General features: G+C 58.5%; 20 protein-coding genes. 15 read left to right on the top strand and 5 right to left on the bottom strand.

All coding sequences use genetic code 11. The features are described from left to right. Positions 1–5: 5 nt before the first annotated feature. Together AK821_RS07075 and AK821_RS07070 are read right to left on the bottom strand one after the other, a co-directional pair. Entirely contained in the window at positions 6–821 is an 816-nt protein-coding gene (locus AK821_RS07075) for an ABC transporter ATP-binding protein (protein ID WP_064389028.1), read from the bottom strand. Next, on the bottom strand, positions 818–2416 hold the full coding sequence (locus tag AK821_RS07070; RefSeq protein ID WP_064389027.1) for an ABC transporter permease: 1599 nt from the start codon (positions 2414–2416) through the stop codon (positions 818–820). The genes AK821_RS07075 and AK821_RS07070 overlap by 4 nt, the downstream gene beginning before the upstream one ends. A 392-nt stretch (positions 2417–2808) precedes the next feature. Here AK821_RS07070 and AK821_RS07065 point away from each other — a divergent pair, with 392 nt between their 5' ends. Then, positions 2809–3822 (top strand): ABC transporter substrate-binding protein, encoded by a 1014-nt coding sequence (locus AK821_RS07065; protein WP_064389026.1) that lies wholly within the window; start codon positions 2809–2811, stop codon positions 3820–3822. Between the two features lie 77 nt (positions 3823–3899). On the opposite strand, the gene AK821_RS07060 is transcribed toward AK821_RS07065, so the two are convergent. Next, positions 3900–4820: a LysR family transcriptional regulator gene (locus tag AK821_RS07060; protein WP_064389025.1), complete on the bottom strand. Its 921-nt coding sequence runs from the start codon at positions 4818–4820 to the stop codon at positions 3900–3902. A gap of 181 nt (positions 4821–5001) precedes the next feature. Here AK821_RS07060 and AK821_RS07055 point away from each other — a divergent pair, with 181 nt between their 5' ends. After that, on the top strand, positions 5002–5922 hold the full coding sequence (locus AK821_RS07055) for a TauD/TfdA dioxygenase family protein (protein WP_064389024.1): 921 nt from the start codon (positions 5002–5004) through the stop codon (positions 5920–5922). A 98-nt stretch (positions 5923–6020) separates the two neighbouring features. Here AK821_RS07055 and AK821_RS07050 read toward each other — a convergent pair whose 3' ends face one another. Both AK821_RS07050 and AK821_RS07045 read right to left on the bottom strand, forming a co-directional pair. Continuing rightward, on the bottom strand, positions 6021–7637 hold the full coding sequence (locus AK821_RS07050; RefSeq protein WP_064389023.1) for an alkaline phosphatase family protein: 1617 nt from the start codon (positions 7635–7637) through the stop codon (positions 6021–6023). A gap of 189 nt (positions 7638–7826) precedes the next feature. Then, positions 7827–8771, bottom strand: a complete 945-nt coding sequence (locus tag AK821_RS07045; protein ID WP_064389022.1) for a LysR family transcriptional regulator — start codon at positions 8769–8771, stop codon at positions 7827–7829. A gap of 165 nt (positions 8772–8936) precedes the next feature. Here AK821_RS07045 and AK821_RS07040 point away from each other — a divergent pair, with 165 nt between their 5' ends. The 13 genes from AK821_RS07040 (at position 8937) to AK821_RS06980 (ending at position 22251) form a co-directional block, all read left to right on the top strand. Continuing rightward, positions 8937–11297 carry a TonB-dependent receptor gene (locus tag AK821_RS07040; RefSeq protein WP_064389021.1) on the top strand — a complete coding sequence of 787 codons (2361 nt, stop codon included), beginning with the start codon at positions 8937–8939 and terminating at the stop codon, positions 11295–11297. 23 nt (positions 11298–11320) lie between these two features. Then, on the top strand, positions 11321–12664 hold the full coding sequence (locus AK821_RS07035) for an aryl-sulfate sulfotransferase (RefSeq protein ID WP_064389020.1): 1344 nt from the start codon (positions 11321–11323) through the stop codon (positions 12662–12664). Positions 12665–12854: 190 nt separating this feature from the next. Further along, complete coding sequence (locus AK821_RS07030) at positions 12855–13181, top strand: hypothetical protein (RefSeq protein WP_064389019.1); 327 nt, start codon at positions 12855–12857, stop codon at positions 13179–13181. Between the two features lie 380 nt (positions 13182–13561). Further along, a complete protein-coding gene (locus tag AK821_RS07025) occupies positions 13562–14371 on the top strand; it encodes an energy transducer TonB (protein WP_064389018.1) in 810 nt (269 codons plus the stop codon). 44 nt (positions 14372–14415) lie between these two features. Beyond that, entirely contained in the window at positions 14416–15141 is a 726-nt protein-coding gene (locus AK821_RS07020) for a MotA/TolQ/ExbB proton channel family protein (RefSeq protein ID WP_064389017.1), read from the top strand. Position 15142: 1 nt separating this feature from the next. Continuing rightward, positions 15143–15544, top strand: coding sequence for an ExbD/TolR family protein (locus AK821_RS07015; RefSeq protein ID WP_064389016.1), 402 nt, complete (start codon positions 15143–15145; stop codon positions 15542–15544). A 366-nt stretch (positions 15545–15910) separates the two neighbouring features. Beyond that, positions 15911–16492 carry an alpha/beta hydrolase gene (locus AK821_RS07010; RefSeq protein ID WP_064389015.1) on the top strand — a complete coding sequence of 194 codons (582 nt, stop codon included), beginning with the start codon at positions 15911–15913 and terminating at the stop codon, positions 16490–16492. A gap of 54 nt (positions 16493–16546) precedes the next feature. Continuing rightward, the gene (locus tag AK821_RS07005; RefSeq protein ID WP_064389014.1) at positions 16547–17467 is read left to right on the top strand and encodes a sigma 54-interacting transcriptional regulator; all 921 of its coding nucleotides are present in this window, start codon (positions 16547–16549) and stop codon (positions 17465–17467) included. 259 nt (positions 17468–17726) lie between these two features. Then, complete coding sequence (locus AK821_RS07000) at positions 17727–18524, top strand: MetQ/NlpA family ABC transporter substrate-binding protein (RefSeq protein WP_007918708.1); 798 nt, start codon at positions 17727–17729, stop codon at positions 18522–18524. A gap of 773 nt (positions 18525–19297) precedes the next feature. After that, entirely contained in the window at positions 19298–19963 is a 666-nt protein-coding gene (locus AK821_RS06995; protein ID WP_064389013.1) for an amino acid ABC transporter permease, read from the top strand. Further along, positions 19944–20603: an amino acid ABC transporter permease gene (locus tag AK821_RS06990; protein WP_064389012.1), complete on the top strand. Its 660-nt coding sequence runs from the start codon at positions 19944–19946 to the stop codon at positions 20601–20603. The genes AK821_RS06995 and AK821_RS06990 overlap by 20 nt, the downstream gene beginning before the upstream one ends. Next, positions 20600–21382: an amino acid ABC transporter ATP-binding protein gene (locus AK821_RS06985; RefSeq protein WP_064389011.1), complete on the top strand. Its 783-nt coding sequence runs from the start codon at positions 20600–20602 to the stop codon at positions 21380–21382. Before AK821_RS06990 ends, AK821_RS06985 begins: the two co-directional genes overlap by 4 nt. Beyond that, complete coding sequence (locus tag AK821_RS06980; RefSeq protein ID WP_053116498.1) at positions 21379–22251, top strand: transporter substrate-binding domain-containing protein; 873 nt, start codon at positions 21379–21381, stop codon at positions 22249–22251. The genes AK821_RS06985 and AK821_RS06980 overlap by 4 nt, the downstream gene beginning before the upstream one ends. Positions 22252–22370 lie beyond the last annotated feature (119 nt).

Raw genomic sequence — 22370 nt, 5'->3', positions numbered from 1 at the left:
CCTGTTCAGCAGGCAATGAACGTCAGCGGCAGATCGCGGATCTGCGCAGGCTGGCTCGGTTGGTAGTGGTCATTACTGGTCAGTTCGTGGAGCAGTTCTTCGCGCAACTGATGGAAATCGAAACTGCTGCGCTGGCGCGGATGCGGCAGGGCGATGTCGACCACTTGCTTGATGCGCCCCGGGCGCGGCTCCATCACCACCACGCGGTCGGCGAGGAAGATCGCTTCTTCGACGTCATGGGTGACTAGGATCGTGGTGATCTTTGCGCGGTCACGGATCGCCAGCAGCTCGTCCTGCATCTGCTGGCGGGTCAGCGCATCGAGCGCGCCAAAGGGTTCATCGAGCAGCAGAATGCGCGGGCTGGCGACGAGGCCGCGCGCAATCGCCACGCGCTGCGCCATGCCGCCGGAGAGTTGGTGCGGATAGGCGCGGGTGAAGTCGCGCAGGCCGACCAGGTCGATGAAATCGTCGATGCGTTTTTGCTTTTGCGCCGCGCTCAACGGCTCGTTGACCAGGCCCAGGCCGATGTTGTCGGCGACAGTCAGCCACGGAAACAAGCGGTGCTCCTGAAAGACAATGCCGCGTTCGCCGCCGATGCCGCTGACGGCTTTGCCATCGACGGTGATCTGCCCGCGAAATTGCGTATCAAGACCCACCAGCAAACGCAGCAAGGTGGATTTGCCGCAGCCGCTGGAACCGACGATGGCGACGAATTCGCCCTCGGCGATGTCCAGGTTGAATTCGCGAATCGCCTCCAGTTCGAAACCGTCGACGTCGAAGGATTTGCCTACGTGGGTGAAGCTGACAATGGGTGCGTTCATGCGTGTCTCCAGCGGGTCGCGCGAATTTCCAGGCGTTGGCCAATAAGGTTGAGCAGGGCGCCGGTGAGGCCGACGAAGAGCATGCAAGCCATGATCAGATCCATGCGCAGCAGTTGTTGCGCGCCGATCATCTGGCTGCCGATGCCGCCGTTGGACGGCATGAAATATTCGGCGCCGATGGTGCCGAGCCAGGCGTAGATCAGGCTCAGGCGCAGACCGGCGAAAATCCCCGGCGCGGCACCGGGCAGCACCAGTCTGCGCAGGCGTTGGCCGAGGCTCAGGCGCAGCACTTGTGCGGCTTCGTTGAGTTGCGGCGAAAGGTTGGCGACGCTGCGTTGCGTGGCGATAAACAGCGGAAAGAATGCGGCGAGGGCGACGAACACCCACTTCGCCAATTCACCCAAACCGAACCATGCGGTGAGCAGTGGAACCCAGGCGAAAATCGCGATCTGACGCAGCGCGGCGAGGGTCGGGCCGAGCACACGTTCGCTGGTGCGGGACAGCCCCAGGAGCAAGCCGAGGGCCAAACCGAGTCCGCCGCCCAGCAACAAACCGCCGAGGGTGCGACCCAAGCTGAGGGCCATGCCACTGATTAGCGAGCCGTCGAGCAGTCCGTCCCACGCCGTAATCAGCACGGCCAGCGGGCTCACCAGAATATTCGGATCGACCCACTGTTGATCGTTCGCCAACTGCCACAACGCGAGCAACCCCAACGGCAGCAGCCACGGTTGCAGACGCTGCCAGCCTTCATAACGCGGGCCGCGACGAATTTCCGCGGTGGCTGGGTGCGGCCAGTGCACCAGTTTTTTATCCAGCAGACCGATGCCGCGATCCATCGCCACGCCGATCAAACCGATCACTACGATGCAGACGAAAACGATGTCGAGCATGAACAGCTGGCGCGCCCAGACCATCAGGTAACCGATGCCTTCGCTGGAGGCGAGCAACTCGACTGCGAGCAACGATGTCCAGCCCGCAGCCAGCGCCAGACGCACGCCGGCCATGAACGCGGGCAGGGCGGCGGGCAGCACCAATCGACGGATCAGCAGGCGCGGTGGCAGGCGCAACACGGCAGCGGCTTCGCGCAGTTTCGGCTGAGCGTCACGCACGCCGACCAGCGTGTGCAAGGTCACCGGGACGACGATGGCTTTGATCAGCACCACCAGTTTCAACACTTCACCGATGCCGAAAAACACCATGAACAGCGGAATCCAGGCCAGCGTTGGCACCTGCGCCAGACCGGCGAAGGTCGGGAAAATCAGACGCTCCAGACGGCGGCTGAAACCCAGCGCGGCACCGAGCACCGCACCGGCGGAAATCCCTGCGAGCAAGCCCCAGAACAAGCGTTGAAGGCTGATCCACAAATGGCTCCACAGCTCGCCTTGCGCCAGCTCGACGGCGCTGTTCCACACCAGCGACGGCGCCGGCAGGATCTGTTCGCTCATCCATTCGTTGCGCGCTGCCAGCCACCACAAAACGAACAGGCCGACGGGCAACAGCCATGGCAACAAACGTTGGTTGATGGTCGGTGAAATGCTTCGGCTTTTCAGTGGCGGCGCTGGCAGCGGCAAACTGAGCAGGGATTGACGGGCCATGGGTGACCTCCGTTGTCGGGGTGGATCGAGATCGAGTCAAGATCAAAAGATCGCACCCTTCGGCAGCTCCTGCATGGGACTGCGTTGCCCCTGTAGGAGCTGCCGAAGGCTGCGATCTTTAGCGGTATTAGCGACAAACTAAAAGTTATAAGTAATAAATAAAAACGTATTTAAAGAGATAAGCAGCGCCATTTAAGGCTTCCAGCCCACACGCATCCAATGCATTCGAAGAATATTTTCGATGCTGTAAATGCATACGCCGCTGCAAGCCCCGAAGTTGTTCGCTTAGCGTTAAAAGCTATAAAAATGTTCTTTTATAGTATTTAAGCGAAGGTGCTGCTTCGGCCTACTTTCGGCTCCTTAATGCCTGTATTGATCAAGGAGCCGCACCCATGAACCTTCCTTTCAAACGTGTCATCAGTCTGTTTGCCGCCCCGGCGCTGGCGGGTTTTCTCACGCTGACGGCGCATGCCGATGAGTTGAAGGAAATCCGCATCGCCGTGCCTGACCTGAGCGCCGGAACCCAGCACAGCGGCGGCGGTGTGGTCGACGTGTTGCGTGATCAACAGATCTTCGAAAAGGCCTTTGCCGATCAGGGCATCAAGATTCAGTGGAATTTCTTTAAGGGTGCGGGGCCGGTGATCAATGAGGCGTTTGCCAATGATCAGGTTGATCTGGCGTATCTCGGGGACCTGGCGGCGATCATTGGCAAGTCCAACGGCCTCGATACGCGGCTGCTCAGTGCCGGTGCGCGTGGGGTGAAGCAGTATCTGGGCGTGGTGCCGGGTTCCGGGATCAAGACCTTGCAGGATTTGAAGGGCAAGCGTGTGGCGATCTTCAAGGGTACCGCGACGCAGTTGTCGTTTGATGCGGCACTGGCCAGCCAGGGCTTGAGCGAGAAGGATCTGAAAGTCATCAACCTCGACTTCACCGGCGCGACCGCTGCGCTGGCGGCGAAGCAGATCGATGCATCGTGGGGCAGTTCCGGGTTGGCTGCATTGCAAGTCAAGGGCTTGGCCGAGTTGCCGCTGAACACCAAGGATTTGGGCGGGGCCGGCAGTGTGCAGTCGGTGCTAGTGGGCAGCGGCAAGTTTGTTGATGGGCATCCGGAGGCGGTGGCGAAGTTGTTGAAGGCGCAGCAGCAGGCAGTAGAGTGGCTGACGCAGGACAGCAACAAGGATGCGTACGTGCAGTTGGTGTCGGGGCTGGCGAGTTATCCGCCGGTGATCCTCACTGAAGATTTGAAAGATCAGAAACTGAGCGAAGTATTCCCGTCGACGCTGGATCCGGCGTTCCTGGGTAGCTTGCAGGACAAGGTCGATCTGGCGGCGCAGCAGAGACTGATTCGCAAGCCGTTCAAGGTCAACGATTGGGTGGCGCCTGAGCTTGCAGCGGCCAAGCTCTAAAAGCAAAAGATCGCAGCCTGCGGCAGCTCCTACATCGATCCAGGTAGGAGCTGCCGCAGGCTGCGATCTTTTGATCTTTAAACAGCGACGCTGACTTCCTGCCGATCCACCGCCACCAATGTCTCGATCAGCGCCCGCGCCGCCGGCGACAACCTGAACCCGGTACGGCTGACAATCCCGCAACGCGCATTCATGCTCTCCAGGTTCTGCGGCAAATTACGCCAGTGCAGCAGCACCAGCGAACCCTTGGCGATGTCCTCGACGAACGCCTCCTCCGTGCCCACGCCAATCGCATTCGATTGCAGCACCACTTTCACCAGCGCTGGAAAATGCTCGGTCTCGATGGTCGGGGAAAAATCGATACGTCCACTGAGGTTCGCCAGCAATTTACGAATGCCCGGCGGGATCCGTGTGGTCGCCAGCGGGTAGTCGAACATGTCGTTGGTCGACAGGCTTTCCTTGGCCAATAACGGATGCCCCGGACGGCAGAAAAACACCCCGCGCTTGGGCGTCAGCGCCTGGGTCTGAAAGTTCGGATCCGCCTCGAAATGACGGATATCGGCGATAAAGAATTCGATCTCTTCACGGCTCAGCGCGCGACTGAGTTTTTCCCAGTTATCCACCTGAAAACAGGTGCGCACTTTCGGGTGCGCATTGATGAATTGCGCCACCGCATCCGGTACCAGTTTCACCGCCGGTGCCGGGCCGCAACCGAAGTGCACCTCGCCGGCATCGAGCTTGGTCATCTGCGTCACTTCAGCGCTGAGCATCGCCGCGCCTTGCACCAGGCTCAGGGCGTGCTGCAGCACCACCTGACCCTCGGGCGTGGGGCGCAAATCCTTGTTGCCGCGATCCACCAGCACGCAGCCGAACTCCTGCTCCAGCCCTTGAATACTGCGGCTGAACGCCGGTTGAGTGATGCCCATCGCGTCCGCCGCACGGACAAAACTGCGGTGTTCGTTGAGGGCGATGAAGTAACGCAACTGGCGAAGATCCATATGCTTTTCCGGCATCCTAAAAATAGCTCGAAGGCATTTGCGACGAGGGTTGCTAGAGGTTTTAAATGCAAGCTCTTATTCCGTCAACGAAGCATGTGAATATCTATTAGATGTAAAAGGAATATAGATAGAGCGTTGTTTCGCTGCCGTCCAACCGTAAGCAGTCGATGAGGGTCTACCCATGAGCAATGCCGCACTCGCAGTAAAACCCGCTGTCCATGCGCTGGAAATTCATCCGGTGGCCGGTCGTATCGGTGCCGAGATCCGTGGTGTGCATTTGTCCGGTGAACTGGACGCCGACACAATCGAAGCCATTCAACAGGCACTGGTTCAGTACAAAGTCGTGTTCTTCCGCGAACAGACTCAGCTCGACGATCAGCGCCAGGAAGCCTTCGCCCATTTGCTCGGTGAACCAGTGGCGCACCCGACCGTGCCGTCGCGGGAAGGCACGCGTTATCTGCTTGAGCTGGACGGTGCCGAAGGTCAGCGCGCCAACTCGTGGCACACCGACGTGACCTTCGTCGACGCTTACCCGAAAGCCTCGATCCTGCGCTCGGTAGTGGCCCCGGCATTCGGCGGCGACACCCTGTGGGCCAACACCGCGACGGCGTACAACGGCTTGCCAACCGAGTTGCGTGAACTGGCCGACAAACTGGTCGCCGTGCACAGCAACGAATACGACTACGCCAGCGCCAAGCCGGACGTCTCGGCGGAGAAGCTGGAGCGCTATCGCAAGGTCTTCACCTCCACCGTTTACGAGACAGAGCACCCGGTGGTGCGCGTGCACCCGATCAGCGGCGAGAAGAGCTTGTTGTTGGGGCATTTCGTTAAACGCATCAAAGGTTACTCGCAGGCAGACTCGGCGCATTTGTTTGGGCTTTTGCAGAGCCATGTGATCCGCCAGGAAAACACCGTGCGCTGGCGCTGGAAGGCCGGTGACGTGGCGATCTGGGATAACCGCTCGACGCAGCACTATGCGATTGATGATTACGGGACTCAGGATCGCGTAGTGCGTCGGGTGACACTCAAAGGTGAGGTGCCGGTGGGTGCGAACGGGCAGCGCAGTCAAACCATCAAAGGCGCAGATATCGTCGGCGTCTGATCGGCTCCTGTAGGAGCTGTCGAGTGAAACGAGGCTGCGATCTTTTGATTTGAAGATCAGGATCAAAAGATCGCAGCGTGCCGCAGCTCCTACCGGAATCACCACACGCCGATCTGCACGACCTTCTCGGTTTCAGGCTCACCATAGCGAAACCGCTGCCCACGCAAATCGATTTCCTGATGACTGATGGTCGTGCGTCGCTTCAACCCGCGCACCCACTCAAACAAATACCCCGCATGCTCCTCGCGCACCGCCGCGAATTCCGGGTCATCACCCAAATCGCACAACTCCTGCGGATCATTCAGCAGATCAAACAACTGTGGCCGAAAACCGTCGTACGCCAGGTATTTCCAGCGCTCGCTGCGCACCATTGTCATCCGGCAACGATCGATCGGCTGGCCCAAGCGCTCACGTGCCGGGGCCTGAAAGGCGTAGTCGTATTCGCTGATCGCGTAGCGGCGCCAATCCGGGTTTTCTCCGTGAAGAAGTGGAATCAAGGAACGCCCCTCGAGCCGATGCGCCGCGTCCGGCAGCCCCAATGCTTCAAGGAATGTCGGTAACGCATCAATGGTTTCCGCCAGTCGATCATCCACCGTTCCCCGGGTGACATCTGCCGCCGCCCGAGGATCACGCACGATCAGTGGCACGCCCACCGCTTGCTCCAGCAAAAATTCTTTCTCGCCCAGCCAGTGATCGCCCAGAAAGTCGCCGTGATCGCTGGTGAACACGATCAGCGTGTCATCCCAGCGTCCATTGCTCTGCAAAAAGTCGAACAGCCGCCCGAGCTGATCATCCACTTGCTTGATCAAGCCCATGTAGGTGGGGATTACAGTCAATCGTACTGCGTCACGGGAAAAGTTAAGGCTTTCCTCATGCTGGCGAAAGGCAGTGTATACGGGGTGTTTGCTGGCTTCGGAGGGCGTCGCGCGGACCGTTTCGAGAATCGATTTCGTACTGTACAGAGCGTGGTACGGAGCTGGTACGATGTAGGGCCAGTGCGGTTTGATGTAGGAGAGGTGTAAACACCAGGATTTCTCGCCTTGCTCGGTGATGAAGTCGATGGCTCGATTTGTAGTGTAGACAGTCTCTGAGTGTTGCTCGGGAATTCGTGCTGGCAAATTCGCATGACGCATTTGCCAGCCGCTGAGGATTTCACCATTCGCGCCTTCGGCGGCGTTGGCCCAGTCATGCCAGGGGTTTTTGCCGTCGAAACCCTGTTCGCGCAGGTAGTGGGTGTAGGGCGCGGATTCGCGTTTGTCATCGAACAGCGGATCGTCGGGATAGATACCGTCGTGGCGCATGTAGGGTTCGAAACCGACTTCGTTGAGGATCTCGGCTTGCTCGCTTTGCGGATTGATCGCCAGCCGTTGCAAGGCATCGACATTCGCGGTGGCGTGGGTCTTGCCGACCAGCGCGGTGCGAATGCCGTGGGGGCGCAGATAGTCGCCGATGGTCAGTTCTTCCAGCGGCAACGGCACGGCGTTCCACGCCACTTGATGGCTACTCACATAACGCCCGGTATAGGCCGACATCCGCGACGGCCCGCAAATCGTGCCTTGGGTGTAGGCGCGGCTGAAACGCACGCCGGCGGCGGCCAGGCGATCGATGTTTGGTGTGTGCAGATGCGGATGGCCGTAGCAGGACAGGTAATCGCGCCGCAGTTGATCGCACATGATGTACAGCACGTTGCGCAAGGGGTTTGGCGAGTTGGACATGGGTTCACCGGTCAGAGAGACAGGTGGGGTTTTTCGCTTTCAGTGGGGGTGTTCGGCAAGTGCATTTGGGGAATGGGGTTTATGCAGGGAGTGCATCGGTGCCTTTACTGGCGCTATCGCGAGCAGGCTCACTCCTACAGGGGAATGCATTTCAAATGTAGGAGTGAGCCTGCTCGCGATAGCGGTCGATCAGACGGCAAGTCTATCCAGCGAACACACCTCCTCATCCACCGCATCAATCACCTTGATCTGCTCAATCATCGCCTCGGCCAACGGCGACAACCGATACCCCGCGCGGCTGACAATCCCATAACGCGTATACAGCTCCTCAAGATCATCGGCTAACCCTTCAATCCGCAAACACACCAATTCACCCTTGGCCTGGTGCAGCGCATCCGAATACGCCCCGACAATCCCGATCGCATCCGAGCGCAGCACCACACTGAGCAGACTCGAGCTGTTTTCACATTCGACATTCGGGGTGAAATCCGGCCGCCCACTGAGGTCAACGATGACCTTGCGCAAGTTTGGCGGCCGAATACTCACCGCCAGCGGATAGCTCATCAACTGCTCGGCGCTGACCTTATCGAAACCCGCCAGCGGATGCCCGGCACGGCAACAGAAATGCCATTTGCGCGGTCGCAGCCGGTGCGTCAGATAATCCGGATCCGCCTCGAAGTAGCGTGTGTCCGCGACAAAGAATTCGAATTCCTCGCTCATCAGTCGCTTGCTCAGACTCTGCCAATCATCAACCTGAAACTGCACCCGCGCTTTCGGGTAGCGACCGATGAAGCTGCCAATCGCGCGCGGGATCAAACCGGCCGCCGGCGCCGGTCCACAACCGAAGCGCAATTCCCCTGCCTCCAGGCCATTGAACTGGCTGATCTCGTTCGCCATCTGCTGCGCGCCACTGACCAGTCGCCGTGCATGTTCGAGCAGCACCTGGCCCTGTTTGGTCGGCGGTAATTCCTTGCGCCCGCGATCAACCAACTGGCAGCCGACGCTGTGCTCCAGCGCCTGAATGCTGCGGCTGAAGGCGGACTGCGACAGGTTCACCGCCTGCGCGCCGGCGACGAAGCTGCGTTGTTCAGCCAAGGCGATGAAGTGACGAAGTTGGCGCAAGTCGATATGCATTTTTCACATAAAAAATATCCGGGAAATGCATTGGATATGCATTAGGTCGACTCCTTATAAAGGCAATCTCTTATGCAGTAAATATTTGTAAATCCATAAATAAATAACTTAAAAGAATATGCAGCGCTGAAGATGTCTGTGTGTTTTTTGACCAGGAGCCGCGCCATGAGTCCGTTGAACCTTGCGTCACCCCTAACGCCACGACGGCTCAAACGCCTGCCTCTGGCCCTGTTGCTGGCAGGGAGCGCCAGCTGGACTCATAGCTACGCGGCGGAAACGCAAGTGCCGACGCCGGTACCCGCAGGCAAACCGGCGGCCAACAGTTCGCAGTTGGAAACGGTCACCGTGACCACTCGCCGCCGGGAAGAAAGTTCGCAAGATGTGCCAACGCCGATGAGCGTGGTCAGCGGCCAGAATCTCGAGACGCAGCGGGTTTACCGGATTCAGGATTTGCAGCAATTGGTGCCGAGCGTCAACGTCGCTTACATGCATGCGCGGCAGTCCAGCGTGTCGATCCGCGGTCTGGGCAATAACCCGGCGAGCGATGGTCTCGAAGGTAGCGTCGGGCTGTACATCGACAACGTCTATCTGGGTCGCCCGGGCATGGCGGTGTTCGACTTGATGGACATCGAACAGCTCGAAGTCTTGCGTGGGCCGCAGGGCACGCTGTTCGGCAAAAACACCACCGCCGGGGTGATCAACATCAGCACCCGCGCGCCGACCTTCACGCCTGAGCGCAGCATCGAAACCTCGGTTGGCGAAGACGGTTATTTCCAAACCAAAGGCACGATTTCCGGACCGCTCAACGATGAATTGGCCGGGCGTTTTTCCGCTTATCGCACCCGTAGCGACGGCGATATCAAGAACGAATACAACGGTCATGATCTGAACGGCGGCTCGCGCGAAGGCTTTCGTGCACAGCTGCTATTCAAGCCTAACGAAGACTTTAATCTGCGCTGGATTGGCGACTACAACGAAGAGGATTCCAGCGCCGGTACCCGCGTGCTGTACAACACCGGGCCGACCATCAACGGCGTCAATCTTTACTCGGCGCGCGCGGCTGCCGCTGGCGCAACGCTGGTCAACGGCTCGCACCGCAAGGTCAACCTGGACAACGACCAGCACGTCACCGTGCATCAGGGAGGTACCTCAGTCGAGGCCAACTGGACGCTGCCAAGCGACTTCACCCTGACCTCGATCAGCTCGTATCGCTTCTGGAATTTCACCCCGAAAAATGACGACGGTCTCAATGTCCCGGCGACCTACAACGCCGGTGTGTCGGTGGAGGACAAACAGTATTCACAGGAATTTCGCCTGGCTTCGCCCAAGGGCGAGTTCTTCGATTACGTGGTTGGCGCCTACTACTTCGGCTCGGACCTGGATAACAAATCCTTCGCCTATTACGGCCCGCAAGCCGACATCTGGAACGGCACACCGCGTGGCGCGTTGGCCAATGTCGGCAGTGTCGGCAACGGCCACATCAAGACCGACAGTTTCGCGCTGTTCGCCCAAGGCACCTGGCACCTCACCGAGCGTCTGGATTTCACTGCCGGCGTGCGCGGCACCTATGAAGAAAAATCCGCGTGGGTAACGCGTGATGCGCCGGTCGGTGGCGCGGCAGTCACCGGTGCTGCCGCCACCGCGCGGCGCGGTCGTACCGGCGCTTACGATTCCGGCGATCTCAATCAGTACAGTTCCAGCCCTAGCGGATTGCTCAACCTCAGCTATCGCATCACTGACGATGTGCTCGGCTACGCGACGTTATCCCACGGCGAGAAATCCGGCGGCGTTAACCTCGCTGTCGGCTCTGCACCGACGGCGGGCGCCGATTCACTTTTGATTGGCACTGAGCGCGCCAACAACGCCGAACTCGGTTTCAAAAGCACCCTGTGGGATCACCGCCTGCAACTCAATGCCAACGTGTTCTGGACCCAGGTCAACGCCTACCAGACCAACGCCTACGACGACGTCAACCGCGTGCAATACCTGACCAACGCCGGTTCCGTGCGCTCGCGCGGCGTCGAGTTTGAAAGCACGATCGTCCCGCTGCGTGGCCTGACCCTGAACTTCAACGGTTCGTACAACGACGTCAGCTACCTCTCGTACAAAGATGCGCCGTGCCCGCCGGAAATCAGCCAGGCGCCAGGGGCTCCAGCCTCTTGCGACCTTAGCGGCCATCAAGTGGTCGGTGCTTCGAAATGGATCGGTAACGCCAACGGCGAATACAAATGGAATCTCGATAACGGCTTTGAACCGTACGTCACCGGCAGCTACGCCTTCCGCTCGAAAGCGGTGGGCACGGTCGAGGATTCCGATTACGGACAGATCCCGAGCTACGCAGTGGTCAACCTCTCCACCGGCCTGCGCGGCGACTTCAATCAGGGTCAGTGGGACATCTCGCTGTGGCTGAAAAACGCCTTCGACAAAACCTATTACACGACCCTGTGGACGGGCGGCAACGGCGGCTATGAAGGCCTGCTCGGGACTCCGCGCACCCTCGGCGTCACCGGTCGCTACGACTTCTGATTCGTCACTCAAGGAGCTGCATCATGTTGCGTATCAAAACGGCTTTTCCGCTGTTGTTGTCCGGCGCGGTGTTTAGCGCGGGCGCCTTCGCCGCACCGAGCGTTTACCCGACCGGTGTCACCCGTTACGACCCGGACAAAGCCTTCAATCAGTACGTGATTTTCAGCGGCGCTGACAAGCAGACGCACCTGATCGACATGAATGGCAACGAGGTCAAGAGCTGGCCGCAGGCCGGTTTCCCGTCCGCGATCATCGACCCGAAACTGGTCGGTGGCGAACGTGGCCACGTGCTGCTGCAACTGAGTGACAAGGACCCCGGCAAGCTCGGTTCTGCCGGTAATGGTCTGGGCAATCAGAGCGTTGGTGAACTGGACTGGAACGGCAAAGTGGTCTGGCAGTGGGGCGACAAGGCACCCGGTGGCGCGGCACAGCAGCATCATGATCAGCGCCGCTTGAGCAACGGCAACACCGTTGTTCTGGCGAACAGGGTGCACAAGGTCAAAGGCTTCAAAGTCCCCGAGGTGATTGACGATGCGATCTATGAAGTCAGTCCCGACGGTGCGGTGAAATGGCAATGGCTGGCCTCGGAACACCTCGACGAATTCGGCTTCACGCCCGCGCAATTGAAGCTGGTGCGGGCGAGTGAGGACGCCGACTACCTGCACATCAACAACCTCAGTGTGGTCGGGCCGAACAAGTGGTTCGATGCCGGCGACAAGCGTTTCAATCCGGACAATCTGTTGTTCGATTCACGCAACGCCAACTTCATCGCGATCATCGATAAAGCCAGCGGCAAAGTGGTCTGGCGTCTGGGGCCGAACCTGCCATTGGCCAGCCCGAAAACCGCGCGGACCTTGCCGCGTCCCGTGGATCAGTTTGTCGGCCAGCATGACGCCCACATCATTCCTGCCGGACTGCCTGGCGCGGGCAATGTGCTGGTGTTCGATAACCAAGGCTCGGCGGGTTATCCCAATGTCACCCTTGGGCTGATTTCCGGTTCGCGGGTGCTGGAAATCGACCCGGTCAAAAATGAAATTGTCTGGCAGTACAGCGCGGCGAATTCGAAGCAGCCGGGGTGGGCGTTTTACAGCTCGTTCATCAGCAGCGCGCGACGTTTGCCCAACGGCAATACGTTGATCGACGAAGGCATGAACGGGCGGTTTTTCCAGGTCACGGCCGGCGGCGAAAACGTCTGGGAATACGTCAGCCCGTACCTCGGCAAGGCGCCGGGCAGCGACGCCATCAGCAACTGGGTGTATCGCGCGCTGCCTGTGAGTTATGACTGGGTGCCCGTCGGCACGCCACGTTCGGAAACGGCGGTGATTGCGCCTGCCATCGGTGTGCAACAGACCAACGCCAGCCGTTAGTTGATTTGGAATTAATGTTCGACTGATTGGCAATAAGTTATGAGTAACTCGAACAGTACTTATTGCAATTTAGTTAGTTGCTCACATGGACAGCAGGGGAATGTCGAACCATTCTCTGAGTCGTGAGTTTCCAGGAGGAAACTTGCTCTCATCGGAAGACACTTATCCCAACGATAAAGGAAGTCGCATCATGTCGAGCATTAATGGCACTTATCTGAATTCCAACTCTGGCGCCAAGCTGGTGATTACCGATGGTAATGATTCCAACGGCTCGTTCAGCGGAACATTGAGTCAGGGTGGCGTGAATTACGACATCCGTTATGGAAACTACCATTTCCAGAACAGTACCGGTAACCCGACCACCATTGCAGTACTTGCTCAGAATGGTAATAGCGGTTATCAGACATGGACACTGTTTTCGCCGGATCATAACTACGCAAAATTGCGCGCTGCCGGCTCCCGTACAAACTTCGATGGTGATGTGGTGACCCTGGGCGGGGAATTCGTCAAACAGTAGTCTTGTTTAAAAATTTAAAAGGCCGTTGCACGAAAGTGCTCCGGCCTTTTTTTATTCAGGAAAAATTATCATCAATTATCTACTTGGTATTAGTCGTCCTGCAAAACTGTGTCAGTCGTGGTTGATGCGTTGCATGAATACTTTTAATGCCTGAAAAGCATGCATTTTTTCACCTGTCGCTGCAGCCCACGTGGCACGTGGCTTTGGTGGAATTGATCAATTCATATATTCCATAAAAGACTATGCATAACGTTAAAGATTACTTTCGGAGATAAGCGCCAAGCCCAATGATTCACCCGTCGATCTGCCGTGGGGGATTCAACAAGCGGTTGATCGACAGTTTTTGTAGAGAACGCAAAAAGACCGCAGGGAGTGAATCAATGGGCAATGTCCAGACCGCCGCCAGCACAGAGCAATTGCTGTGGCGTCAGACGCCGAGTGGCGAGCTGGTCGATCTCGGCCGGCCGCATCGTGTGCCGCTGGGGCAGTTGCGTTTGCAGCGTGCACCGAAAGGCATCTTGAGCCGTCGCGAGGCGTTTCTGCTTGGCTTGCTGGCGTTGTTGGCGCATGGCGCGGTGATCTACTGGACCAGCCAGAAGCCGACGCCGGTGCTGCCGATCGTGCCGCCGGAAATTCCGCCGATGACCATCGAGTTCTCGCGCCCGGCACCGCCGGCGCCACCGGTTGTCGAGCCGCCGCCACCTGCGCCAGTGGTTGAACCACCACCGCCAGTGGAAGACGAACTGGCGGTAAAACCACCGCCACCCAAACCGGTTCCGAAACCCAAACCGGTGGTTAAACAGGCACCCAAACCAGCACCGAAAGCGGTCGAGCAACCACCGGCGCCGCCACAACCGGCCGCTCCGGTTGCAGCGCCAGCGCCACCTGCGCCTCCCGCGCCGGCACCGGTAACCCCGGCTTCAGCGAATGCTGCGTACCTGAAAAACCCGGCGCCGGAATACCCGTCGCTGGCCCAGCGTCGCGGTTGGGAGGGCACGGTGTTGCTGCGCGTGCATGTGTTGGCCAACGGCAAGCCCGGCGAGATCCAGATTGCCAAAAGCAGTGGCCGGCAACAGCTCGACGACGCGGCACTCAACGCCGTGAAACGTTGGAGTTTCGTCCCGGCCAAGCAGGGTGATGTCGCCCAGGATGGCTGGGTCAGCGTGCCCATCGATTTCAAGATTCATTAAACCGAAACCAAATTCGCGCGAAACGTTTACACGAGGGAATCATCATGACGTTACTGGCATCTCCACTGGAATCCATCGAAAGCGCGGTGATCTGGCTGCTGGTGGTATTTTCCGTCGCCACCTGGGGCCTGGCATTGCTCAAGGCTGTGCAGTTCGGTCGTTTGAAGGCGCAGGATCGGCGCTTTCATAAACGCTTCTGGGCGGCGTCGAGCCTGGATTCCGCCGCTGAATTGAGCGAGACCCAACCCGGTGCCGCCGCGCGAGTAGCACAGGCAGGTTACGCGGCGATTCAGGTGGGCGAGGCGCCGCAGGCCAATGATTTGAGCCAGGCGATCAACCATCAGGATCGACTGGAGCGCGCTCTGCGTCAGCAGATTGTCCGCGAACGCCGTTCGCTGGAAACCGGTCTGGCCGTGGTTGCGAGTATCGGCAGCACCTCGCCGTTCATTGGTTTGTTCGGCACGGTGTGGGGAATCATGGAAGCGTTGAAAGGCATCAGCGCAGCGGGTTCGGCAAGCCTGGAAACAGTCGCCGGCCCAATCGGTGCGGCACTGGTCGCCACCGGTGTGGGGATCGCCGTCGCGGTGCCGGCGGTGCTGGTTTACAACTACTTTTTACGTCGGTTGAAACTGACGGCGGCGGATCTGGATGACTTCGCCCACGACTTTTACAGCCTGGCGCAGAAGAGTGCGTTCCGCGTGTTGATTCACCCGACCGCGCATAAGGTTGCAGCGCCGGGCAACGCGACAAAAGTGAAGGAGGCGTCCTGATATGGCCTTCTCCACGCAAGACAGTGACGAGGTGCTCAGCGAGATCAACGTGACACCGCTGGTGGATGTGATGCTGGTGCTGCTGGTGGTGTTTATCGTCACCGCACCACTGCTGACCAACGCGATCCCGATCAACCTGCCGAAGACCGAAGCGGTGGCGCCGGTCGAACAGAAGGATCCGCTAGTGGTGAGCATCGACGGCGCCGGCAAGCTGTTTATCAACAAGGATGAGATTCAGCCGGACCTGCTGGAATTCAACCTCAAGTCGGCCAAGGCAAAGGACCCGGAAGTTCGCGTGCAGTTGCAGGCGGAAGACGGGGTGAACTACGGCGAAGTGGCGCGAGCCATGGCTTCGATCGAGCGGGCGGGGATTACCAAGTTGTCGGTGATTACTGCGCGGTAACAGATTCAACGTTTTTCCGGGGCCGTCTCCTTGGCAGGGTGCGGCCCTTTTTTTATTTCTGGCGTTAAAAGCAAAGCCCTCACCCTAGCCCTCTCCCAGAGGGAGAGGGGACTGACCGCGTTGTTCGGCCGCTGTACACCGACATGTGAAATCCAGTCGAGCTCAGGATTTGAAAGGCCAGGAGATCGGCTCCCTTTACCCTCGCCCCCTTGGGGGAGAGGGCTGGGGTGAGGGGGAAAAGCTTTCAAGCCATGCAAACATCTCATATTCAATTCAGATCTTAATAAATAGCTTCTTATTCCTTAACGAATATAAATACCCTCCCTATACTCGTTCAGGAACAGACACGACGCAGGAGAGCTCCCCATGCGCAACGAATCAATCCGCTACCTGATTGTGCCGGGCTGGCAAGGATCGCCAGAAGATCATTGGCAAAGCCACTGGCAGAACAGCCTGCCGAACAGCGCGCGGGTCGAGCAGGCCGATTGGCTGACGCCGCGTCGCGAAGACTGGGTCGCGGCCCTGGCCGAGGCGATCGCCGCCGACAGTACGCCGGTGATCCTGATCGCCCACAGCCTCGGCTGCATCACCGTTGCTCACTGGGCTGCCACTGCGCCGTTGCAATATCTGCGTCAGGTGCGCGGCGCCTTGCTGGTCGCGCCGGCCGATGTCGAGCGCCCGGCCTGCGCACCCGCGCTGCGCAATTTCGCACCGATCCCGACTGATTTGCTGCCATTCCCGAGCCAAGTGGTCAGCTCCGACAACGATGCCGCGGTGAGTGCGCCGCGTGCCATGGAGCTGGCGCGCAACTGGGGCGCCGAGGCGGGAATTCTTGCCGGTGCCGGGCACATCAATGTGAAGTCCGGGCATCAGCGTTGGGAGCAGGGTTTTGCCTATCTCTATCGCCTGCAAAACCGCATGGAACACCACGCCCGCCGCCGCGCCTGATTTTTATTTCTTTCAACGCCCCCGTCTGCCGGCGGTTTTGGGCGGGAGTCTGCCATGAGTTTCGAAACTTTCGGTCAGCCATTGCTGACCTTTCCCGACGCTGAAAAAAGTCCCCTGAGCATTCGCGCCAAAGCGCTGGTGTTTGTCGACCCGCGCTCGCGTCAGTTGCGCGAAGAATTGGAGCAGTTAGCCCCGCGTTCGATTTCAGTATTGATTCGCGGTGAGACGGGGACGGGTAAAGAGCTGCTCGCCCGGCACATCCATCGCGCCAGTGATCGCAGCGGCTTATTCGTCTCGGTCAATTGCGGCGCCATCAGCCCGACTTACGCCGACGCCGAACTCTTCGGCTATGCCGCTGGCACCTACAGCGGTTCAGCCAGCAGTCGCGCCGGATGGTTCGGTTCGGCCAATGGCGGCACCTTGGACCTCGATGAAATCGGCGACTTGCCGCTGCCAATCCAGATCAAATTGCTCGCCGCGTTGGAGAACCACGAAGTCACCCGTGTCGGTGCACATCAGCCGAGTCCGGTCGACGTGCGTCTGGTCGCCGCCACCAGCATTGATCTGGCACAAGCGGTGGATGCCGGGAAATTCCACGAGCGGCTCTATCACTACCTCAGCGAAGGCCATCTCGAACTGCCGGCCTTGCGCGCGCGCACCGGCGATATCCTCTCGCTGGCAGAGTATTTTCTCGGCATCTACAGCCAGCGTCTGGATCTGCCGGTGCCGCTGATCAGCGAAGCGGCGCAGCACGTGCTCGAACAGCACAGCTGGCCGGGCAACACCCGCGAGCTGGAAAACGTCATTCACTTTGCCTTGCTGGTGAGTACCGGCGACGAGATTCTGCCGGAGCACCTGAATCTGCCGCCGCTACTGACCCAGATCGAGGCCCAGATCAACCAGATCCTCTCCACTGGCACCACAACCGACCAGGCCGCCCTCAAGCAACTGCTGAAAAACACCGGCCTCCTGTAGGAGCTGGCGAAGCCTGCGATCCTTTGATCTTGCTTTTCAACGTTTTAACTTGTTGAAAATCAAAAGATCGCAGCCTGCGGCAGCTCCTACATGTCTAGCCTGCGTGTATGAGCAAAATGGAATAACAACGTGAATAAACGTTATTGTCCGGGAATAAAAAATCCCGGTATTGTCCGACCCACGCCAGCGATATCACTTCACTGGCACACGTATTAATGCCGTCGTCGATGACGACCGTGATTTTCGATAAGGACACTGCATGAAAAAGGTTCTGTTGTTTACCGCATTGGCGGCTGCTCTGACTGCTTCCCTGGCCAATGCCGGCGAGAAACTGGTGGTTGCCGCGACACCGGTTCCGCACGCTGAAATCCTCGAGCTGATCAAACCGACCCTGGCCAAAGAAGGCGTGGATCTGGAAATCAAAGTGTTCACCGACTACGTTCAGCCGAACGTACAAGTGGGCGAGAAACGTCTGGATGCCAACTACTTCCAGACCCTGCCGTACCTGAACAGCTTCAACCAGGGCAAATACAAGGACGACAAGTCCAAGTACCTGGTGACCGTGCAGGGCGTGCACGTTGAACCGTTCGGTGGCTACTCGAGCAAGTACAAGACCCTGGCAGAACTGCCGGACGGCGCGACCATCGCGATCCCGAACGAAGGCAGCAACAGCGGCCGCGCACTGATCCTGCTGCAGAAGGCTGGCCTGATCGAGCTGAAAGACCCGAAAAACGCTCTGGCAACGCCGAAAGACATCGCCAAGAACCCGCACAACTTCAAGTTCAAGGAACTGGAATCGGCGCTGCTGCCACGCGTTCTGAAGGAAGTTGATCTGGACATGATCAACACCAACTATGCGCTGGAAGCCAAGTTGAACCCGCAGAAAGATGCGCTGGTGATTGAAGGCGCTGACTCGCCATACGTGAACTTCCTGGTGGCCCGTGAGGACAACAAGAACAGCGACGCGATCCAGAAACTGGCCAAAGCCCTGACCAGCCCGGAAGTCAAAGCGTTCATCGAGAAGAAGTACAACGGCGCGGTATTGCCGGCGTTCTGATCTGACGCTTGAGTAAACCCCTTCAAGGTGTGAAAACGCCGATGGCCAGTGATGGTCATCGGCGTTTTTGTGTGTGCGTTGAAAAGCCCTTCACCCTAGCCCTCTCCCGGAGGGAGAGGGGACTGATCGGGGGATGCTGTAGAAGTACACCGACTTGAAAGATTCTGCCGAATCCATAATCGACTCGATCTTTCAGGTCGATGTTTGACGCAAGACACCTCGGTCGGCTCCCTCTCCTAGAGGGAGAGGGGACTGATTGGGGGATGCTGTAGAGGTACGCCGATGTGAAAGATCTCGGCCGAATCCATAATCGACTCGATCTTTCAGGTCGATGTTTGACGTAAGACACCTCACCCCAGCCCTCTCCCTCCGGGAGAGGGCTGGGGTGAGGGGCTTTTGATTTACGCTGTGGCCTTCAACGCCCGGCGCAACGCCACCAACAATTTCACAATCTCCTGCGGATCCAGTCGCTGCGGCACTTTTACGTCCATGTTCTCTTCCTTGTTATGAGTTTGGCCAGGGGAGTCTGGCCAAAAGCTGTTCGTCCTTGGAGGGCTTTCGTGAAAAAAAGATCCGTCCTACAGCGCAAAGAAAAATAGCCTTCTTATTCCTTCCCGGCAAATCCACAGGTTAGTTTTTTGGGTGATATCAATATGCTTTAACGGTATTTAAATTCTGGTTTTTATACCTATAAAGTCGATGCTTGTCGGACAGCCATCCGCTGCCCATGGACTGCATCACCGCCGCTTACCGAGCGGCGTTCAGGACGTTTCATGACCTTCGATTACGCATTTATCCTCAGCACCCTGCCGGCGTTTCTCAAAGCCGTGGGCGTGACGCTGCAGGTGGGTTTTATCGCCATTGGCACCTCGCTGCTGGTGGCGCTGATCAACGCAACGATTCTGGTGTTCCGCACGCCTTACCTGCAAAAACTGGTCGGCCTGTATGTGGAACTGGCGCGCAACACACCACTGCTGATCCAGTTGTTCTTCGTCTACTTCGCCTTGCCAGCAGTGGGAATCCAGGTGTCCGGTTTCACCGCCGCGATCATCACCATGACCTTCCTCGGCGGCGCTTACCTCACCGAAGTGCTGCGCGCCGGCGTCGATGCGGTGCCGCAGGCGCAACTGGAATCCGGGCGCTCCATCGGCCTGTCTCACGGCCAGTTGCTTCGCTATGTGATCCTGCCGCAAGCGGGGATCCTCAGCCTGCCGTCGCTGTTCGCCAATTTCATTTTCCTGCTCAAGGAAACCACCGTGGTCTCGGCGGTGGCGGTGCCGGAAATTCTCTACACCACCAAAAGCTACATCGCGCTCTATTACAAAACCTACGAAATGCTCGCAGTGCTGACATTGATCTGCGTGCTGCTATTCCTGCCGCTGTCGCTGCTGCTCAGCCGTCTGGAAAGGAGGCTCCAGCATGGCCAGTTCGGGTCTTGAATTGCTCTGGGTGTCGTTGCCGCAATTGGCCAAAGGCGCGGGACAAACCTTGTCGATCTCGTTTCTGAGCATTGCCATCAGCACGGTCGGTGGCGTTTTCTACGGTGTGTTGCGCACGCTCAACGTGACATGGCTGAACGCGATCCTGCGGGTGTATCTGGAGCTGTTCCGGGCGATTCCGGTGCTGGTCTGGTTGTACCTGTTGTTCTTCGGCTTGCCGATTTTCTTCGGTCTGAGCATCCCGAGTTTCTGGTGCGCGGTGCTGGTGCTGTCGTTATGGGGCGCGAGTGAGGTCGGCGAAGTGGCGCGCGGTGCGCTGCATTCGTTGCCGCGCGGGCAGCGTGAAGCAGGCCTGTCGATTGGCCTGAACGCCGCGCAGCTCTACGGCTACGTGCTGCTGCCACAAGCGCTGAAACGCATGACGCCACCGACCATCAACGTCTACACGCGAATCATCAAGACTAGCTCGCTGGCGGTGCTGATCGGCGTGGTGGATGTGATCAAGGTCGGCCAGCAGATCATCGAACGCACCTACGAATCAGTGCTGATCTACGGCGTGCTGTTTCTGTTTTTCTTTTTCATCTGCTACCCGCTGTCGGCCGCCTCGCGCGTGCTGGAGCGGCGCTGGACGCAAGCATGAGCGCATTGATCGAATTTCACGGCTTCAACAAATTCTATGGCGAACAGCAGGTGCTCAACGGCATCGACCTGCAGGTGCAGAGTGGTGAAGTGATCGTCATCCTCGGCCCTAGCGGTTGCGGCAAAAGTACCTTGTTGCGTTGCCTCAATGGCCTGGAAGAGGCGCACAGCGGCAGCCTGAAATTTCTCGGCCGTGAGCTGCTCGGCAAGTCCACTGACTGGCGTGAAATCCGTCAGCAGATCGGCATGGTGTTCCAGAGTTATCACCTGTTCCCGCATATGAGCGTGCTCGACAATCTGCTGCTTGGCCCAGTCAAGGTGCAGAAGCGTCAACGCCGCGAAGCGCAGCAACAAGCCGAAGCCTTGCTCGAACGCGTGGGTCTGGCGGACAAGCGCGATGCCTTCCCGCGTCAGCTCTCCGGCGGCCAGCAGCAACGCATCGCCATCATCCGCTCGTTGTGCATGAACCCACGGGTGATGCTCTTCGACGAAGTCACCGCTGCCCTTGATCCGGAGATGGTCAAGGAAGTTTTGCAGGTCATTCAGGGCCTCGCTCGTGAGGGCATGACCCTGCTGATCGTCACCCATGAAATGGCCTTCGCCCGCGCGGTGGCCGACCGCATTGTGTTCATGGATGCCGGGCGCATCCTTGAGCAGAACCCGCCCGAGATTTTCTTTACGAACCCGCAAACCGCACGCGCGCAGCAGTTTCTGGAGAAGTTCTCCTTCGTTGCAACACTGCCAAAAACGAATCCGACAAAGGAACTGGAACTGCTATGAAAACTGCCGCTTTTTTACTGCCCCTGCTCAGCCTCGCCTTGCTTGCCGGTTGCAGCAAGACCGAAGAACCACCAAAACCGAAAGTCGCCAGCGAAAGCACCGCGCCGGCCGGTTATCTGGACAAGATCAAGGCTCGCGACAAATTGATTGTCGGCGTCTTCACCGACAAGCCACCGTTCGGTTTTGTCGATGAGGCCGGGCGCTACGTCGGCTTTGATACTGATATCGGCCGGCGTTTCGCCAAGGATCTGCTCGGCGATGAAAACAAGGTCGAATTCGTCGCGGTTGAACCGGCGAGCCGCATCCCGTTCCTGCAAAGCGACAAGGTTGACCTGATCCTCGCCAACATGACCGTCACGCCTGAGCGCAAGGAAGCGGTGGAATTCACCAACCCGAATCTCAAGGTTGCGGTGCAGGCGTTGGTGCCGCAAAGCAGCTCGGTGAAAAACCTGGATGATCTGGCGACCCGCACCACCATCGTCACCACTGGCACCACCGCTGATATCTGGCTGACCAAGAATCACCCGGACTGGAAACTGCTGAAGTTCGAGAAGAACTCTGAATCACTGCAAGCTCTCGCCAACGGGCGTGGCGATGCCTACGCGCAGGACAATCTGGTGCTGTTCAGCTGGGCCAAGCAGAACCCGGGCTATCGCGTGCTGGAAGACAAACTGGGTGCCGAAGCACCGATTGCGCCGGCGGTGAAGAAGGGCAATATCGAACTGCGTGACTGGGTGAATACCGAGTTGACCAAACTGGGCGAGGAGAAGTATCTGCTCAAGCTGTATGACCAATATGTGCGTAAAGAATTGAGCGATGACACCAAGCCTGAGAGCGTGATTGTCGAGGGTGGCAAGTGGCAGGGGTGATTGTCTGTCAGGTCGGTGGTGAGGCTCAAGGGCAATCCCTCACCCCAGCCCTCTCCCGGAGGGAGAGGGGGCCGACCGAGGTGTCTTGCATCAGACATCGACCTGACAAACAGAGTCGA

It is taken from the genome of Pseudomonas sp. RIT-PI-r (genome assembly GCF_001297015.1).
Classification (GTDB): domain Bacteria; phylum Pseudomonadota; class Gammaproteobacteria; order Pseudomonadales; family Pseudomonadaceae; genus Aquipseudomonas.
Note: the sequence above shows the minus strand (reverse complement) of the source record. Positions and strands in the feature narration are given on the sequence as shown.

Excerpts from the sequence above, each read along its gene's own strand:
- AK821_RS07055 (WP_064389024.1), top strand. The coding sequence starts at position 5,002 with ATGAGCAATGCCGCACTCGCAGTAAAACCCGCTGTCCATGCGCTGGAA.
- AK821_RS06995 (WP_064389013.1), top strand. The coding sequence starts at position 19,298 with ATGACCTTCGATTACGCATTTATCCTCAGCACCCTGCCGGCGTTTCTC.
- AK821_RS07020 (WP_064389017.1), top strand. The coding sequence starts at position 14,416 with ATGACGTTACTGGCATCTCCACTGGAATCCATCGAAAGCGCGGTGATC.
- AK821_RS07025 (WP_064389018.1), top strand. The coding sequence starts at position 13,562 with ATGGGCAATGTCCAGACCGCCGCCAGCACAGAGCAATTGCTGTGGCGT.
- AK821_RS07035 (WP_064389020.1), top strand. The coding sequence starts at position 11,321 with ATGTTGCGTATCAAAACGGCTTTTCCGCTGTTGTTGTCCGGCGCGGTG.
- AK821_RS07040 (WP_064389021.1), top strand. The coding sequence starts at position 8,937 with ATGAGTCCGTTGAACCTTGCGTCACCCCTAACGCCACGACGGCTCAAA.
- AK821_RS07015 (WP_064389016.1), top strand. The coding sequence starts at position 15,143 with ATGGCCTTCTCCACGCAAGACAGTGACGAGGTGCTCAGCGAGATCAAC.
- AK821_RS07030 (WP_064389019.1), top strand. The coding sequence starts at position 12,855 with ATGTCGAGCATTAATGGCACTTATCTGAATTCCAACTCTGGCGCCAAG.
- AK821_RS07000 (WP_007918708.1), top strand. The coding sequence starts at position 17,727 with ATGAAAAAGGTTCTGTTGTTTACCGCATTGGCGGCTGCTCTGACTGCT.
- AK821_RS07070 (WP_064389027.1), bottom strand. The coding sequence starts at position 2,416 with ATGGCCCGTCAATCCCTGCTCAGTTTGCCGCTGCCAGCGCCGCCACTG.
- AK821_RS07005 (WP_064389014.1), top strand. The coding sequence starts at position 16,547 with ATGAGTTTCGAAACTTTCGGTCAGCCATTGCTGACCTTTCCCGACGCT.
- AK821_RS07045 (WP_064389022.1), bottom strand. The coding sequence starts at position 8,771 with ATGCATATCGACTTGCGCCAACTTCGTCACTTCATCGCCTTGGCTGAA.
- AK821_RS07060 (WP_064389025.1), bottom strand. The coding sequence starts at position 4,820 with ATGGATCTTCGCCAGTTGCGTTACTTCATCGCCCTCAACGAACACCGC.
- AK821_RS07010 (WP_064389015.1), top strand. The coding sequence starts at position 15,911 with ATGCGCAACGAATCAATCCGCTACCTGATTGTGCCGGGCTGGCAAGGA.
- AK821_RS06985 (WP_064389011.1), top strand. The coding sequence starts at position 20,600 with ATGAGCGCATTGATCGAATTTCACGGCTTCAACAAATTCTATGGCGAA.
- AK821_RS07050 (WP_064389023.1), bottom strand. The coding sequence starts at position 7,637 with ATGTCCAACTCGCCAAACCCCTTGCGCAACGTGCTGTACATCATGTGC.
- AK821_RS07075 (WP_064389028.1), bottom strand. The coding sequence starts at position 821 with ATGAACGCACCCATTGTCAGCTTCACCCACGTAGGCAAATCCTTCGAC.
- AK821_RS07065 (WP_064389026.1), top strand. The coding sequence starts at position 2,809 with ATGAACCTTCCTTTCAAACGTGTCATCAGTCTGTTTGCCGCCCCGGCG.
- AK821_RS06980 (WP_053116498.1), top strand. The coding sequence starts at position 21,379 with ATGAAAACTGCCGCTTTTTTACTGCCCCTGCTCAGCCTCGCCTTGCTT.
- AK821_RS06990 (WP_064389012.1), top strand. The coding sequence starts at position 19,944 with ATGGCCAGTTCGGGTCTTGAATTGCTCTGGGTGTCGTTGCCGCAATTG.